The sequence below is a fragment of the Vibrio antiquarius genome (genome assembly GCF_000024825.1).
GTDB lineage: Bacteria > Pseudomonadota > Gammaproteobacteria > Enterobacterales > Vibrionaceae > Vibrio > Vibrio diabolicus.
In genome coordinates this window covers 3,157,299-3,171,902 of record NC_013456.1, presented here as the reverse complement: position 1 = coordinate 3,171,902, position 14,604 = coordinate 3,157,299, and the positions used below count along the sequence as shown (strand labels likewise).

Below are 14,604 nucleotides of genomic sequence, written 5' to 3'. Positions count from 1 at the left end.
TTGCTCAATGAGCAAGCCCTTTGCGTATTAGCGATTCAATTAGTCTTCTAGATCGCCACAGAAGCGGTAACCTTCGCCGTGGATAGTCGCGATGATTTCAGGAGTGCCTGAAACAGACTCAAAGTGTTTACGAATACGACGAATCGTTACGTCTACAGTACGGTCATGCGGCTTAAGTTCACGGCCAGTCATCTTCTTGAGAAGATCGGCACGAGTTTGAATCTTACCTGGGTTTTCACAGAAGTGAAGTAGAGCTCGGAACTCAGAGCGAGGGAGCTTGTAGCTATCACCAGCAGGGCTTACTAGAGAGCGGCTGTTGATGTCCAGTACCCAACCATTGAATTCATACTTTTCTACTGAGCGTTTCTCTTCTTGCACCGCGTTAGAGCTCATTGAGCGGCTAAGTAGGTTGCGAGCACGAATAGTCAGTTCACGTGGGTTGAATGGTTTAGTGATGTAGTCATCTGCACCAATCTCAAGACCTAGGATCTTGTCCACTTCATTGTCACGGCCTGTCAGGAACATTAAAGCAATGTTCGCTTGTTCGCGTAGTTCACGCGCTAACAGAAGGCCATTCTTGCCTGGAAGATTAATGTCCATAATAACCAAGTTGACTGAGTTGTCAGACAACACTTGGTGCATCTCTTCACCGTCACTGGCTTCAAAAACAGCGTATCCCTCTGCTTCAAAAATACTCTTAAGAGTGTTACGAGTTACTTGCTCATCTTCAACGATAAGAATCTGCGGGGTTTGCATTGGCGGTACCTAAATTTGTGACAAAATTGTGCTAATAGAATAAATTCTAGGCAAAAATATAACATACAGGTAATGTGATTTTGATAATAAATCAAGTTGATCAAAAAAACACTTCTTTCAGTTATCCGCCCTCCATGGAATTTTGCCAACTCACCAGTATCCAATGGCGACGTTTATTCTAAAGGGCTTGTTTACCTTTCATTTCCTACTTTCTGTGGGGCCTGAAACGTAAACACCCTAAGATATGGAGCGGATTTTATATTGTTAACAGCATGCTAACAATGCTCAAATGTTAATTCCATTCAGTTTGTTGATTTATATCAATTGATGAAATGTAACTGTTATTAATCGTTTAAGACTTATGATAGAAAAAAGTAATACGAACATAGACGCATCGTTATGGAATGCTTATTCAGAATCTTTTTTCAGATTCGAGGCCGAGTGGTGCGTTTCAAACTACGCTGTGATAACCGCTTGGAACCCATACAGTAATTTGCGGTCCAAAGAAGAGAACTGCATAAGCAATCAAGCATTAGAAACACTGCTACAGCACGTTAATTACGCGCCTATCACAGTAGGTGACAGCTCTTTTACATGGTATGAGGAAAGCTTTGCCGTCGAGTTATCACCAGAGGCGGCGGTCGCATTTGCGAATGACTTTCAACAAAACGCGATTTACTACGTCATTGATGATCAACTTTACCTTATTGCGTGCTCACAGCCGAAAGTGTTGCATAAGTTAGGCTCCCTTAAGCCTCGACTCGTATAGGAAAGGATACTACTCACCGAAGCACTGCTTGGGTGAGAAAATTCACGGAGGAAATATGAGAGACATTACACCCGATATTTGTGACCAATTTGAAGACCAAGTTACCCTGCTTACTTTGCCACTGCAGAACTTTGGTCAACGCACCGCTTTTTACGGAGAAATTGTCACAGTGCGTTGCTATCACGACAACTCAAAAGTACGTGAAGTACTGGGCGAAGATGGAACGGGGAAAGTATTGATTGTTGACGGACATGGTTCGTGTCAGAAAGCATTGCTTGGCGATCAATTAGCAATACTCGGAATAGAAAATGGGTGGGAAGGCATTATTGTCTATGGTGCAATACGCGACGTAGCACAAATATCTCAGATGGACATTGGCGTGCAAGCACTTGGTACCAATCCGTTTAAGACAGAGAAGCGAGGTATGGGAGAGGTCAATGTGACTTTAACGATGCAAAACCAAATCGTGCAGCCGAAGCATTATGTGTACGCTGATTGGAATGGTGTGTTGATTTCAAAGCAAAAATTAGATTTCTAAAAACGAAAGCCTAAACCTACCTCAATACCTTGTTGCCAATCTTGGTAATCAAGAGTCGCGTGAAGATCCAGTTTATCGGTGATTTTTACGCGACTTGAAACTTCAGCTGCGAGGCTGCTGTCTTCTTGGCGAATACCTTCCGCAGTCTCATTCTTGTAAGAGCGAACCGTACTTTTTAGTGTGACACGATCATTGAAGTGATAGCTGATCCCACTCAAAAAACCGCTTTGGTTTTGGGTTGGAGAGTTGTTGACTCGTGCTCCGACGTAAACGTCTACTGAGTCAAAGAGTTCGTACGCATAACCCGTGTCGATATTCCAAACATCGAAACTGTCAGATTGATAGCTGTCGCTGGAAATAAATAGTTTATGAGGAGAAGGGGATGTTTTGCCTGGAAGAGGCGGAAGCTCGTTTGCTAGACAAACGCCAGACACAAAAAACAGCAACAGAAAAAGCCCTCTTTTCATGCTCACCACTCCTTGTGTCAACTTTTTTATTAGTATGTGCCCAAAGCTTCTCACTATTAAAGCATAGAATATGAAAGCTAGCTCACCTATTTTCTAAATAATTCGATCCTGTGAACATAGGTCACAGTTAAGTTGTTGTTAAGTGTCAACAACTCCCTTTCATAATTTGATCTTACGCTTTATGACGAAGATCAGACTAGTTATGGAGTAAAAAGTGAGACTGATGACGATGGGATGAGCCCCCTACAAAAATAAGCGACAGATTTCCTAACGAGCAATAACATCCAATTAGCTTTAAATATCAATAAGATTGCTTAGCAGAAATCGCTGTAAGACTGAAAAACAAACAATTTTTTGTTGACTATGAATCGGAAACTCGGTAAACGTAGAGTTAAGCAAACACAATTAACGTTGAATATTTATTTATGCCATCTAACAGCCTAGTAGTAATGACCACGACCATTATTATTACCGACACGACACATGTTGGGGCAGGCTGCTGAGCGAAAGAAATTCACAAAAAAGGCCTGTATCCAACAAGATACAGGCCTTTTTTTATGCTTTTTTATCCAGAATTTAGACAAGTTTGAGAAGATATACCGGAGGAAGGGATGCGAGTATTGAAGTTTGGCGGTTCATCACTAGCTGATGCAGATCGCTTTTTAAGAGCGGCAGACATCATTGCCAATAACGCTCAACAAGAAGAAGTGGCTGTTGTTCTTTCAGCCCCAGGTAAAACAACAAATAAGTTGGTTGCAGTCATTGAAGGCGCGTTGCGCAATGGTGAAGCAGAGCTGCAAATCAAAGAGTTGGATGAATCGTTTAAAACGCTCTTCACTCAAATCCAAGCAGTACTCCCCAATATTGATGGTTCAGCTTTCGATAACCAAGTGAAAACCTCGCTATCTCAATTACGTCAATTTGTTCACGGCATCAATCTATTAGGTATGTGCCCAAACAACGTAAATGCGCGCATTATTAGTAAAGGTGAGCGTGTTTCCATTCAGTTGATGAAAGCTGTCTTGGAGGCGAAGGGACAACAAGCGAGCTTGATCGATCCTGTCGAGTATCTGTATGCCCAAGGTGATCATCTTGAAGCTATGGTTGATGTGGATATTTCAACGCAAAACTTCCGTCAAAAACCCCTTCCTCAGGGTCATGTGAACATTATGCCGGGCTTTACAGCTGGCAACGAAAAAGGAGAGCTTGTCACGCTTGGTCGGAATGGCTCTGACTACTCGGCAGCGGTTCTTGCAGCTTGTTTACGCGCAGACTGCTGTGAAATCTGGACCGACGTTGATGGTGTATACAACTGTGACCCACGTTTAGTCGAAGATGCTCGCCTACTTAAATCACTAAGCTACCAAGAAGCGATGGAGCTTTCTTATTTTGGTGCTTCCGTTCTGCACCCGAAAACCATCGCCCCTATTGCTCAATTCCACATTCCATGTCTGATCAAAAACAGCTTTAACCCTCAAGGTGCAGGTACTCTTATCGGCCAAGATACTGGTGAAGATAATCTTGCGATCAAAGGTATTACAACACTTAACGACCTAACCATGGTTAACGTATCAGGCCCTGGTATGAAAGGCATGGTAGGCATGGCGAGCCGTGTATTCGGTGCGATGTCGTCTGCTGGTGTATCTATTGTTCTGATCACTCAGTCTTCTTCTGAATACAGCATCAGCTTCTGTATTGAGGCTGAAGATAAAGCGAAAGCGCAGCAAGTGCTGGCAGATGCGTTCGAGCTAGAACTGAAAGATGGCTTACTAGAACCGGTCGAGTTTATTGATAATGTTTCAATCATTACGCTTGTTGGTGACGGTATGCGCACATCGCGTGGTGTGGCTTCTCGCTTCTTCTCTTCTCTAGCTGAAGTGAACGTGAATATCGTAGCGATAGCACAAGGCTCATCAGAACGTGCGATTTCTGCCGTTATTCCAGAAGACAAAATTTCTGAAGCGATCAAAGCGTGTCACGAAAACCTATTCAACTCGAAACACTTCCTCGATGTGTTCGTTGTTGGTGTTGGTGGTGTGGGTGGCGAGCTTGTGGATCAGATCGAGCGCCAACAAGTCAAACTGGCTGAGAAAGGCATTGTGATTCGAGTTTGTGGCTTAGCAAACAGCAAAGGTCTTTTGCTTGATAGCGAAGGCTTACCGCTTGAGCACTGGCGTGATCGTATGTCAGCAGCCACAGAAGAGTTCAGCCTAGCGCGTCTGATTTCTTTGGTACAACGCAATCATATTATCAACCCAGTATTGGTTGATTGTACGTCCAGTGAAGACATTGCTAAACAATACGCCGATTTTCTAGCGGCAGGTTTTCATGTTGTAACACCAAACAAAAAAGCAAACACAGCAAGCATGGCGTACTACCATCAGCTTCGCGATGTGGCTCGTAGCTCCCGTCGTAAATTGATGTATGAAACAACCGTAGGTGCAGGCCTACCGGTTATTGAAAACTTGCAAAACCTAATTTCTGCAGGCGATGAACTGGAGCGCTTCAGCGGTATTCTTTCCGGTTCTCTTTCTTATATTTTCGGTAAGTTAGATGAAGGAATGAGCTTAAGTGAAGCGACGAATATCGCAAAAGAAAATGGCTTTACTGAACCAGATCCTCGTGATGACCTGTCTGGTATGGATGTCGCGCGTAAGCTGTTGATCCTAGCTCGTGAAGCGGGCATGTCACTAGAGCTTGAAGATGTTGTTGTTGACCAAGCGCTACCGCCAGGTTTTGATGATTCAGGCAGTGTTGATGAGTTTATGGCGCGTCTTCCAGAAGCAGACGCTTACTTCAAAGAGTTATCGGCTAAAGCAGCAGAAGAAGGCAAAGTACTGCGTTACGTTGGTGAAATTAACGAGGGCAAGTGCACAGTAAGCATCGCTGCGGTGGATGAAAACGATCCGATGTATAAAATCAAAGACGGTGAAAACGCACTGGCATTTTACAGCCGTTACTACCAGCCAATCCCACTTGTGTTGCGTGGCTATGGCGCAGGTACTGAGGTAACGGCTGCGGGTGTATTCTCTGACGTGATGCGTACTTTAGGTTGGAAACTAGGGGTATAACAAGAATGAGTTCAAGTGATATGGATGTAGTGGTTTATGCCCCAGCATCAATTGGTAATGTAAGTGTTGGTTTTGATGTGTTGGGGGCGGCGGTGTCCCCAGTGGATGGGACCTTGCTAGGTGACAGAGTGCAAGTTAAGGCAGGGACTGAGCCGTTCAGTCTGAAAACTGCGGGTAATTTTGTCTCTAAGTTGCCTACAGAGCCAAAAGAAAACATCGTTTACGATTGTTGGCTGGTGTTTTCTCGCGAGCTAGATAAAAAAGGTGTTGAGCTAAAACCACTTGAAATGACGCTAGAAAAGAACATGCCAATAGGCTCAGGTTTAGGCTCAAGTGCATGTTCTATCGTTGCGGCGCTGGATGCCTTAAACCGATTCCATGGTCAACCGCTGAATGAGACTGAGCTGCTAGCACTGATGGGGGAAATGGAAGGCAAAATCTCTGGTGGTATTCACTACGATAACGTCGCGCCGTGTTACCTTGGTGGTGTCCAGTTGATGCTTGAAGAGCTTGGTATCATCAGTCAAGAAGTGCCTTGTTTTGATGATTGGTACTGGGTCATGGCGTATCCGGGAATCAAAGTATCAACAGCAGAAGCGCGTGAGATCCTACCATCTCAATACCGCCGACAAGATATCATCGCTCATGGTCGTCACCTTGCGGGCTTTATTCATGCGTGTCATTCTGGTCAGCCAGAGCTAGCTGCAAAAATGATCAAAGACGTGATCGCAGAACCGTATCGTGAGAAACTGCTTCCGGGCTTTGCGAATGCACGTCAATACGCTGCATCAGCAGGTGCGTTAGCAACCGGTATTTCTGGCAGTGGTCCAACACTGTTCAGTATTTGCAAAGAGAAAGATGTCGCTGAGCGAGTTGCTCGCTGGTTAGAACAGAACTACGTACAAAACGAAGAAGGATTCGTCCACGTTTGTCGTCTAGATAAGCAGGGTTCGAAAGTAACAGGAAGTGAGCTATGAAGCTTTACAATATAAAAGAAAATGATGAACAAGTTTCCTTTGGCCAAGCCGTTCGCCAAGGGTTAGGCCGTAACCAAGGTCTATTTTTCCCATCGGAATTACCAAAGTTTGAAGACGTTGATGCGCTACTGGCAGAAGACTTTGTTTCTCGTAGCACTAAGATTTTATCAGCGTTTATCGGTGATGAGCTGGCGGAAGAGCAAGTCAACGCGCTTGTGGACGCAGCGTTCCAATTCCCGGCGCCAATCAATCAAGTCAAAGACGGTGTTTACGCGTTAGAGCTTTTCCATGGTCCAACGCTGGCATTTAAAGATTTTGGCGGTCGCTTTATGGCGCAATCTCTTGCGGCGGTATCGGACGGTGGCAAGATCACCATTCTGACTGCGACTTCTGGCGATACTGGCGCAGCCGTTGCGCACGCTTTCTATGGTATGGAAGACATCAACGTTGTGATTCTTTACCCGAAAGGCAAGATCAGCCCACTGCAAGAGAAGCTATTCTGTACGCTAGGCAAGAACATTCACACTGTCGCGATCGATGGCGACTTCGATGCGTGCCAGGCTCTGGTTAAGCAAGCTTTCGATGATTCCGCACTGCGTGAAGAGATCGGCCTGAACTCTGCAAACTCAATCAACATCAGCCGTTTGATGGCGCAAATCTGTTACTACTTTGAAGCAGCAGCGCAAATGAGCAAACAAGAGCGTGAAAACCTAGTCGTGTCTGTACCAAGTGGTAACTTTGGTAACCTAACTGCTGGTCTACTGGCAAAAGCGCTGGGTCTGCCGATCAAACGCTTTATCGCTGCAACTAACGCTAATGACACGGTTCCGCGCTACCTAGAAACAGGTAAGTGGGAGCCAAAACCAACGGTTGCAACGACATCGAACGCGATGGACGTGAGTCAACCGAACAACTGGCCGCGTATCGAAGAGCTCTGCCGAGTGAAAGAGTGGGGCCTAGAGACTCTAGGTAAAGGCGCGGTTTCAGATGAGCAAAGCGCACAATCTGTGAAAGACCTGTACTCATTGGGCTACCTATGTGAACCGCACGGTGCGATTGCTTACCGCGTTCTTGAAGAGCAACTGCAAGATGGTGAAACCGGTCTGTTCCTATGTACTGCGCACCCAGCGAAGTTCAAAGAAGTGGTGGATGACATTTTGCAATCTGACATCGAGCTTCCTGCACCGCTAGCGAAGCACGCGGCAATGGAACTGCTATCGGAAGAGCTAGACGCAGACTTTGATGCATTGAAACAAGTACTGCGCCGCGTACAGTAATTATTAAAATGATGAACGACGAAAGGTGAATGAGCAATCATTCGCCTTTTTTATTGTCGGTAAGTCTCGACTCTCTTTATGATTGAGAAATGAACTTAAAGATGGAAATAGAAGCATGCATTTTTTGATTTTTCTAGGCTCAGTAAGGGACAGCACACCGCCATGACCAGCCCGCTTGGGCATGCGAGTGAGTAGAGCATGTGAAACGTTGTTTAAGAATCAGTATTCGCAACATACCGTCGAAATCATTGACCCATTGAACTACGACTTTGACGACGTGTTTAAGCCTGAGTTTGCTTACCATCGCGCTAAAGTGCCAGCCCACTTGAGAGAACTGGCAGACAAAATTAAAAGCGCCGATGGGTACGTGATGGTCAGTCCGGAATACAACCATTCGATGAGCCCTGCTTTGGCAAACATGCTTAACCATTTTGGTAGTTCGCTGTTTTCTTATAAGCCAAGTGCTATCGTGACCTATTCTGCTGGACAATGGGGTGGTGTTCGAGCAGCTGTGTCGATGCGTACCTTCTTATCTGAACTTGGATGTTTACCTGTCTCGGCGATGATTCACATTCCGAAAGCGCAAGAAGTGTTTGATGAACAGGGCGTGGCTGCGGGTGAGTCTGAGCAGACGCAGTGGGACAGCTATATGAATCGCACCATACATCAATTGATTTGGTGGGCAGAAGGAGCGTCGTTGCAAAGAGAAAGGCTTGACCCAACCTCATTGGCTGAAGTGTTTAAGAAGGATCCGTCACAGAGAAATGCTCCGTAAAGGAACAGAACGGTTAGATACTAGGAAAACAAAAAAAGCTTGGCCATTGAGACCAAGCTTTTTAAATTCTAGCGAGCTAGTTTACTGAGAAATTATAGAGTCTCAGTAAAAGTACGAGCGATTACGTCACGTTGTTGCTCTGGAGTTAGCGAGTTGAAACGTACAGCGTAACCAGAAACACGGATTGTTAGCTGTGGGTATTTCTCTGGGTGTGCAACTGCATCTTCTAGTGTTTCGCGTTTAAGCACGTTCACGTTTAGGTGTTGACCGCCTTCGATGCGAGGAGCTGTTTCGATTGCTACTTCACGGCTTTCGTATTCACCTAGATCGCTGATTGCGATAACTTGGTCTGCTTCGTAGCCAGCAGTTGCAGCAACACAACGAGCTTCATTTTTTTCGCTATCTAATAGCCAGATAGAGTTTAGTAGGTCGTCGTTTGCCGCTTTTGTAATTTGGATACCTTGGATCATCACTATCTCCTAGACCACTTACGTGGTGATTATTGGTGTTAATTTTCGAATTTTCGTTGAGCTGAGTATTATATAGCTAATATCCACTATTTTAATATTGATTTAAGTCAAAAAACAACCAAAAACATTATTTTTATTAAGGTGATTTTGTTGAGTTAAATCAATAAAACCTTTGAAAACAAACTAATTACAATTTATTTGATAATATAAAAAATATTTAATGGCTCATTTTGTTGTAAATTTACTACAAATTGAGCTTAAAGTTTAAACTAATTAACGCAACTATCTGTATTTAGGTAGCAATACTGAAAGTCTAAAGTGATTAAATGACAAACATGAAAAACAAGCTTGGGAATAAACTCATTGGTGCACATGTCTCTGCTGCTGGTGGGGTCGATCAAGCGCCGTTGAGAGCTCGCGAAATTGGCGCGAATGCGTTCGCACTATTTACAAAAAACCAACGCCAGTGGGTGGCGAAGCCTTTAGAAGCAAAAACCATCAGTGCGTTTAAAGCGAACTGTAAAATGCTGGGTTTCGGCGCAGAACATATTCTTCCCCATGACTCTTATCTAATTAACTTAGGTGCACCAGAAGCGGATAAGTTGGATAAGTCACGCGCTGCATTCATCGATGAGATGGAGCGTTGTAATCAATTGGGTTTAACGTTGCTGAACTTTCACCCTGGGAGCCACTTAAAGAAAGTCTCGGAACAGGAGTGCTTAGCGACGATCGCTGAGTCGATCAATCTTGCGCACAAAGCGGTGCCGAATGTGATCGCGGTAATCGAGAATACGGCTGGTCAGGGTACAAACCTAGGTTGGAAGTTTGAGCATCTTGCTGAAATCATCGATCAAGTGGAAGACAAAGAACGTGTTGGTGTATGTCTCGATACTTGCCACACGTTTACTGCCGGTTACGATCTGCGTACTAAAGAGGATTGTGAGCATACCTTTGCGGAATTCGACCGTATTGTTGGGATGCACTATTTAAGAGCAATGCATCTAAATGATTCAAAAGTTGAGTTTGCCAGCAAAGTGGATCGCCACCACTCATTAGGCAAAGGAGAAATCGGGTGGGATTGCTTTGAGTACATCGCGAAAGACCCTCGATTTGATGGTATCCCTCTGATTTTAGAAACAATTGATCCGGACATCTGGCAGCAAGAAATCAACGCACTGCGTCAGTTTCATCTAGCGGCGATAGGTAACCAATGATGTGATCACAGAGTTGGCACCTTTCTTTCTTAGCCACTTAAGTCAATTTGAATTAAGAAAGAAGGATGCCACTATGTCTCGACCACTCTCTTTTGCTTCTTACGCATATAGCCGCCGCGTGCTTCGTTTGCCGATGCCTAATCGTCACATTACCGGACAGGGGCATTTTCGAACGCCACAGAAGCATTAGTCTTTTATTACTGTTCTCAAGTTCGTGGTAAGTTTTTGTTTGTTTGGGTTTCGCTCGTTAGAATAGAAGCAAAATTTAGGACAGGAACTTTCCATGAATCAGTCACCCACTTGGCACGATGTGATCGGCGAAGAGAAAAAACAGAGCTACTTTGTAGACACTTTGAATTTTGTAGAAGCAGAACGCGCCGCAGGCAAAGCGATTTTCCCGCCAGCGAAAGATGTCTTTAATGCGTTTCGTTTTACCGAGTTTAACGATGTTAAAGTAGTGATTCTGGGACAAGACCCATACCATGGTCCAAATCAGGCGCATGGTTTGTGCTTTTCCGTGCTTCCTGGAATCAAAACGCCACCATCACTCGTTAATATGTATAAAGAGCTGGCTCAAGATATTGAAGGGTTCCAGATCCCTCAGCATGGATTCTTACAAAGTTGGGCTGAGCAAGGTGTATTGTTGCTCAATACGGTATTGACGGTTGAGCAAGGTAAAGCGCATTCACATTCAAAAACGGGGTGGGAAACGTTCACTGACCGAGTGATTGAAGCGATAAACCAGCATCAGGAAGGCGTGGTGTTTTTATTGTGGGGCTCTCACGCTCAGAAGAAAGGGCGCTTTATTGATCGCAATAAACATCATGTGTTAGCCGCACCACATCCATCACCACTCTCAGCACACCGAGGTTTTTTTGGTTGTAAGCATTTCTCTCAAGCAAACCAGTTACTTGCCTCGCAAGGAAAAGCACCAATCAACTGGCATTTGCCATTAACTGTATAAAAGAAGAGACAGCGATAATGCTGCCATTATCGCTGTTTTTTTGAGCACGCTCGAGGCTGATGGCAAATTTCTCATGTACACTTATTAAAAGTAGGTGTTAAGGAGAGACGCTATGATGATCGAAAGAATTCGACGCGAACACGGCTATATGGTTCGTCTGTTGGCGATACTGCGCCATAAACTTAATGAGATAAAAGAAGAACGTGCGATCAACTACGCATTAGTAAGCGAGATAGTTGATTACCTCTCTAATCATTCAGAAAAAGTTCACCATCCGAAAGAAGATATTCTCTATCACCACTTTCTTGAGCACTATGGTAAGCAACAGACCATGGAAAACTTAGAGAAAGAACACCAAGAGCTAGCAAGTAAAACCAAAGAGTTTGCTTCCTTGATAGAGATGATCCTGCAGGATGCTGTTGTGCCTCAAGATATGTTTGTGGCCCACCTAGAGGACTTCATTGAATCACAAAGACGCCACTTGGAGTTAGAGGAGCGAAAAATCCTGCCTCTCATTGAGGAGTTATTCACTACCGAAGATTGGCAGCATGTTGAAAGCTTATGGAGCGTCAGTGAAGATGACCCAGTTTTTGGTGACACTATTGCCGATCGTTATAAACAGTTAGCTGAACGTGTGCGTCAAAGTGATGCTGAGTATGTTTAAGTGTGTGCGATAAAACCTGAGCGAGCGAAAGTATCACTCGGGTTTGTTAGCTGCATTTCTTATTTATTGAGAATTGGACGTAAATTTATCGTTTGCGCTTCTCGACCAAAAGATAGGAAAATTCTTATTGAGTAATAACGGTACTCATACTCAAATCCTGGCGCTTAAACTCAAGTCGTTTACCGTTACTGTAAACAAAAACAAAAGGCACCCTTAAGGTGCCTTTTGTTTGAATTAGAGTTTAATGTCTTCCAAGTTGTAGTCGGTACAGGCATCAAGTTCGCGCAGCTCTTTAAGCAAATTGCGCCTGTCGTTCATCTCTTCTATTTCACGCCACTTTCGCTTTACTGGTTTGGCACGAGATTTGGTTGTTGAGGTAGTATCCAGATTAAAAATGTCATCTAGTTGAAAGCCTTCCATAAGCCACCTTTACCTTTCTTAAGCTAAACTGTTGTAACCAGTCCTTGTGGAGTTTTTTAAGTACCACAATAGCCGTGAGAATAACCATGATATATTTCGCATTTGTGTCGGTAGCATGACATTTTCGTGCAAAAATATTCTCAAAATCACACTTTTCATGGCAATGTGGTGGCTAAAAAATGCACAAACGATCTCAAGAAAACGATTAAATAGAGAGATTTTCAATGTTAATTCAATTTGGCGAGTGGGGGGACAGTGCAAAGGTCAAAGTTGCATAAAACCAGTTTGATGAAATAGTGTTCAATTAGATGGTAAGGCACTAGAGCAAATTTATGTAACACCTTGTGAATACTAGCTTGGTCTTAATCATATGGGTCTGCGTTCTGTTTGGTGGGCGATAATTATTTATGTTGGCATTTGGTAATTGAAATGTTGCGGCTTATGGGTGTTAAGTCTTCCATTTATGTTATTTTTTGGTGACTTTATAGTGAAAAATAACAATGTTATTATCATGATTGCATATTGATTTTTGCGCTCCTAGGTTGCATTATCCGCCCGTCAAAAAATACGCTGGTACGTAAAATGGATGCATGAAGCGACGTTTACGATTCTAGATTGCCCATAAACATTACTTAAAAAGCTAAGCACTCTTTGACACTTAGCAGGCAATTTGGTGGATGGCTTGGACGCATAGACCGGCGCAACTCACTTTGAGGTACACATGACAGACTTAATCAATTTGATGAACGATCTCCTTTGGGGTTCGATTCTGGTTTATCTTCTTGTTGGTGTTGGTATTTACTTCACCGTTCGATTAGGGTTCATTCAGTTCCGCCATTTCGGCCACATGTTCTCTGTTCTTAAGAACAGTCGTAAAGCAGACAAAGCTGGTATTTCTTCTTTCCAAGCGCTTTGTACTAGTCTTGCTGCACGTGTTGGTACCGGTAACATGGCGGGCGTTGCAGTTGCATTGACTGCAGGTGGTCCTGGTGCGATCTTCTGGATGTGGCTGATCGCAATGCTTGGTATGGCAACGTCGTTTGCAGAGAGTACTCTGGCGCAGCTATACAAAACCAAAGATGATGATGGCAACTACCGTGGTGGTCCTGCCTACTACATGGAAAAAGGCCTGGGCATGCGTTGGATGGGCGTATTGTTCTCAGTTTTCCTAATCATCGCTTTTGGTTTGGTATTCAACGCCGTACAAGCTAACTCAATTGCAAATGCAATGAGCACCGCATTTGGTTGGAGTGACCTGTACGTTGGTATCGCGGTTGTAGCACTGTCTGCGATTGTAATTTTCGGTGGTATCAAGCGTATCGCAAAAGTCGCAGAGATGATCGTTCCGATCATGGCGCTGCTTTACTTGGCTCTAGCACTGTTCATCATGTTCTCTAATCTAGAGAAGCTACCTGATGTATTAATGCTTATCTTTAAGAGTGCATTTGGTCTGCAAGAAGCGGCGGCTGGTGGTCTTGGCTACGCGATTGCACAGGCAATGATTAACGGTATTAAACGCGGTCTATTCTCGAACGAAGCGGGTATGGGTTCTGCGCCAAACGCGGCGGCTTCAGCAACGCCTTACCCACCACACCCTGCATCTCAAGGTTATGTTCAGATGCTAGGTGTATTTATGGATACGATCGTTATCTGTTCAGCGACAGTGGCTATCATCCTGATGTCAGGTGAGTATGTCGGTCAAGCAACAGAAGTGACGGGTATCGAGCTAACTCAGCGTGCATTGAGCTCGCAAGTTGGTGATTGGGGTGGCATCTTTGTTGCCGTGGCAATCTTCTTCTTTGCATTTACATCAATCATCGCGAATTACTCGTACGCTGAAACGAACCTAATCTTCCTAGAGCACAACCATAAGGCGGGCCTAAGCATTTTCCGCGTTGTTGTTCTTGGTATGGTGATGTTTGGTGCACTTGCTTCGCTCCCAGTCGTATGGTCACTTGCTGATGTTTCGATGGGGCTGATGGCGATAGTCAACTTGGTGGCAATCATCTTGCTATCTGGCATCGTGATTAAGCTAGCAAAAGATTACAACCGCCAACTTGGTGAAGGTAAAGTACCAACGTTTGATGCGAATGACTTCCCTGAGCTGAAATCTCAGCTTGAAGAAGGCATTTGGTACAACGATAAAAAAGACTAAGTGAGCTATCACTCATAGTTGAAAGCTATTAGTACGATGTAAAAAGCCATGCAGACAATGCATGGCTTTTTTTGTACCCTATTAAAA

General features: G+C 44.2%; 15 protein-coding genes and 1 other annotated feature. Of the genes, 11 read left to right on the top strand and 4 right to left on the bottom strand.

Annotated elements, in window-relative coordinates:
• Positions 1 to 39: 39 nt before the first annotated feature.
• Positions 40 to 756 (bottom strand): two-component system response regulator ArcA, encoded by a 717-nt coding sequence (arcA, locus tag VEA_RS14675; RefSeq protein WP_005381824.1) that lies wholly within the window; start codon positions 754 to 756, stop codon positions 40 to 42.
• 361 nt (positions 757 to 1,117) lie between these two features.
• Between arcA and VEA_RS14670 the strand changes: the two genes are divergently transcribed.
• Positions 1,118 to 1,525, top strand: a complete 408-nt coding sequence (locus tag VEA_RS14670) for a DUF3293 domain-containing protein (RefSeq protein WP_041852995.1) — start codon at positions 1,118 to 1,120, stop codon at positions 1,523 to 1,525.
• A 55-nt stretch (positions 1,526 to 1,580) separates the two neighbouring features.
• Complete coding sequence (locus VEA_RS14665) at positions 1,581 to 2,063, top strand: putative 4-hydroxy-4-methyl-2-oxoglutarate aldolase (RefSeq protein WP_005396309.1); 483 nt, start codon at positions 1,581 to 1,583, stop codon at positions 2,061 to 2,063.
• Here the strand turns inward: VEA_RS14665 and VEA_RS14660 are convergent.
• On the bottom strand, positions 2,060 to 2,530 hold the full coding sequence (locus VEA_RS14660) for a hypothetical protein (RefSeq protein WP_012842140.1): 471 nt from the start codon (positions 2,528 to 2,530) through the stop codon (positions 2,060 to 2,062). The genes VEA_RS14665 and VEA_RS14660 overlap by 4 nt on opposite strands.
• A gap of 425 nt (positions 2,531 to 2,955) precedes the next feature.
• On the opposite strand from VEA_RS14660, the gene thrL reads away from it, so the two are divergent.
• From thrL to VEA_RS14640, 5 genes are all read left to right on the top strand, one after another.
• Positions 2,956 to 3,033 (top strand): thr operon leader peptide, encoded by a 78-nt coding sequence (gene thrL / locus VEA_RS24320; RefSeq protein ID WP_074192076.1) that lies wholly within the window; start codon positions 2,956 to 2,958, stop codon positions 3,031 to 3,033.
• Positions 2,969 to 3,088: a sequence feature (Thr leader region), on the top strand. Its footprint overlaps the gene before it by 65 nt.
• Positions 3,089 to 3,141: 53 nt before the next feature.
• Complete coding sequence (gene thrA, locus VEA_RS14655) at positions 3,142 to 5,601, top strand: bifunctional aspartate kinase/homoserine dehydrogenase I (protein ID WP_006742684.1); 2,460 nt, start codon at positions 3,142 to 3,144, stop codon at positions 5,599 to 5,601.
• A gap of 20 nt (positions 5,602 to 5,621) precedes the next feature.
• Positions 5,622 to 6,578 carry a homoserine kinase gene (thrB, locus tag VEA_RS14650; protein WP_041852994.1) on the top strand — a complete coding sequence of 319 codons (957 nt, stop codon included), beginning with the start codon at positions 5,622 to 5,624 and terminating at the stop codon, positions 6,576 to 6,578.
• Positions 6,575 to 7,855, top strand: coding sequence for a threonine synthase (gene thrC / locus VEA_RS14645; RefSeq protein ID WP_006742682.1), 1,281 nt, complete (start codon positions 6,575 to 6,577; stop codon positions 7,853 to 7,855). Before thrB ends, thrC begins: the two co-directional genes overlap by 4 nt.
• 175 nt (positions 7,856 to 8,030) lie before the next feature.
• Positions 8,031 to 8,630, top strand: a complete 600-nt coding sequence (locus VEA_RS14640) for an NADPH-dependent FMN reductase (RefSeq protein ID WP_268257814.1) — start codon at positions 8,031 to 8,033, stop codon at positions 8,628 to 8,630.
• Positions 8,631 to 8,722: 92 nt separating this feature from the next.
• Here VEA_RS14640 and grcA read toward each other — a convergent pair whose 3' ends face one another.
• Entirely contained in the window at positions 8,723 to 9,100 is a 378-nt protein-coding gene (gene grcA / locus VEA_RS14635) for an autonomous glycyl radical cofactor GrcA (RefSeq protein WP_005381814.1), read from the bottom strand.
• Positions 9,101 to 9,426: 326 nt separating this feature from the next.
• Here grcA and nfo point away from each other — a divergent pair, with 326 nt between their 5' ends.
• The 3 genes from nfo to VEA_RS14620 all read left to right on the top strand — a co-directional run bounded on the left by nfo (position 9,427) and on the right by VEA_RS14620 (position 11,942).
• Positions 9,427 to 10,314: a deoxyribonuclease IV gene (gene nfo / locus VEA_RS14630; RefSeq protein WP_006742681.1), complete on the top strand. Its 888-nt coding sequence runs from the start codon at positions 9,427 to 9,429 to the stop codon at positions 10,312 to 10,314.
• Between the two features lie 283 nt (positions 10,315 to 10,597).
• Entirely contained in the window at positions 10,598 to 11,278 is a 681-nt protein-coding gene (gene ung, locus VEA_RS14625; RefSeq protein WP_005396298.1) for a uracil-DNA glycosylase, read from the top strand.
• Positions 11,279 to 11,390: 112 nt separating this feature from the next.
• Positions 11,391 to 11,942, top strand: a complete 552-nt coding sequence (locus VEA_RS14620; RefSeq protein ID WP_005396296.1) for a hemerythrin domain-containing protein — start codon at positions 11,391 to 11,393, stop codon at positions 11,940 to 11,942.
• Between the two features lie 234 nt (positions 11,943 to 12,176).
• On the opposite strand, the gene VEA_RS14615 is transcribed toward VEA_RS14620, so the two are convergent.
• Positions 12,177 to 12,362 (bottom strand): DUF3545 family protein, encoded by a 186-nt coding sequence (locus tag VEA_RS14615; protein ID WP_005396294.1) that lies wholly within the window; start codon positions 12,360 to 12,362, stop codon positions 12,177 to 12,179.
• A gap of 721 nt (positions 12,363 to 13,083) precedes the next feature.
• Here VEA_RS14615 and VEA_RS14610 point away from each other — a divergent pair.
• Positions 13,084 to 14,517 carry an alanine/glycine:cation symporter family protein gene (locus tag VEA_RS14610; protein ID WP_012842138.1) on the top strand — a complete coding sequence of 478 codons (1,434 nt, stop codon included), beginning with the start codon at positions 13,084 to 13,086 and terminating at the stop codon, positions 14,515 to 14,517.
• Positions 14,518 to 14,604: the final 87 nt, after the last annotated feature.

What these genes read in the sequence shown, in the direction of transcription:
- arcA (WP_005381824.1), bottom strand. Translation starts at nt 756, where the DNA reads ATGCAAACCCCGCAGATTCTTATCGTTGAAGATGAGCAAGTAACTCGT.
- VEA_RS14670 (WP_041852995.1), top strand. Translation starts at nt 1,118, where the DNA reads ATGATAGAAAAAAGTAATACGAACATAGACGCATCGTTATGGAATGCT.
- VEA_RS14665 (WP_005396309.1), top strand. Translation starts at nt 1,581, where the DNA reads ATGAGAGACATTACACCCGATATTTGTGACCAATTTGAAGACCAAGTT.
- VEA_RS14660 (WP_012842140.1), bottom strand. Translation starts at nt 2,530, where the DNA reads ATGAAAAGAGGGCTTTTTCTGTTGCTGTTTTTTGTGTCTGGCGTTTGT.
- thrL (WP_074192076.1), top strand. Translation starts at nt 2,956, where the DNA reads ATGCCATCTAACAGCCTAGTAGTAATGACCACGACCATTATTATTACC.
- thrA (WP_006742684.1), top strand. Translation starts at nt 3,142, where the DNA reads ATGCGAGTATTGAAGTTTGGCGGTTCATCACTAGCTGATGCAGATCGC.
- thrB (WP_041852994.1), top strand. Translation starts at nt 5,622, where the DNA reads ATGGATGTAGTGGTTTATGCCCCAGCATCAATTGGTAATGTAAGTGTT.
- thrC (WP_006742682.1), top strand. Translation starts at nt 6,575, where the DNA reads ATGAAGCTTTACAATATAAAAGAAAATGATGAACAAGTTTCCTTTGGC.
- grcA (WP_005381814.1), bottom strand. Translation starts at nt 9,100, where the DNA reads ATGATCCAAGGTATCCAAATTACAAAAGCGGCAAACGACGACCTACTA.
- nfo (WP_006742681.1), top strand. Translation starts at nt 9,427, where the DNA reads ATGACAAACATGAAAAACAAGCTTGGGAATAAACTCATTGGTGCACAT.
- ung (WP_005396298.1), top strand. Translation starts at nt 10,598, where the DNA reads ATGAATCAGTCACCCACTTGGCACGATGTGATCGGCGAAGAGAAAAAA.
- VEA_RS14620 (WP_005396296.1), top strand. Translation starts at nt 11,391, where the DNA reads ATGATGATCGAAAGAATTCGACGCGAACACGGCTATATGGTTCGTCTG.
- VEA_RS14615 (WP_005396294.1), bottom strand. Translation starts at nt 12,362, where the DNA reads ATGGAAGGCTTTCAACTAGATGACATTTTTAATCTGGATACTACCTCA.
- VEA_RS14610 (WP_012842138.1), top strand. Translation starts at nt 13,084, where the DNA reads ATGACAGACTTAATCAATTTGATGAACGATCTCCTTTGGGGTTCGATT.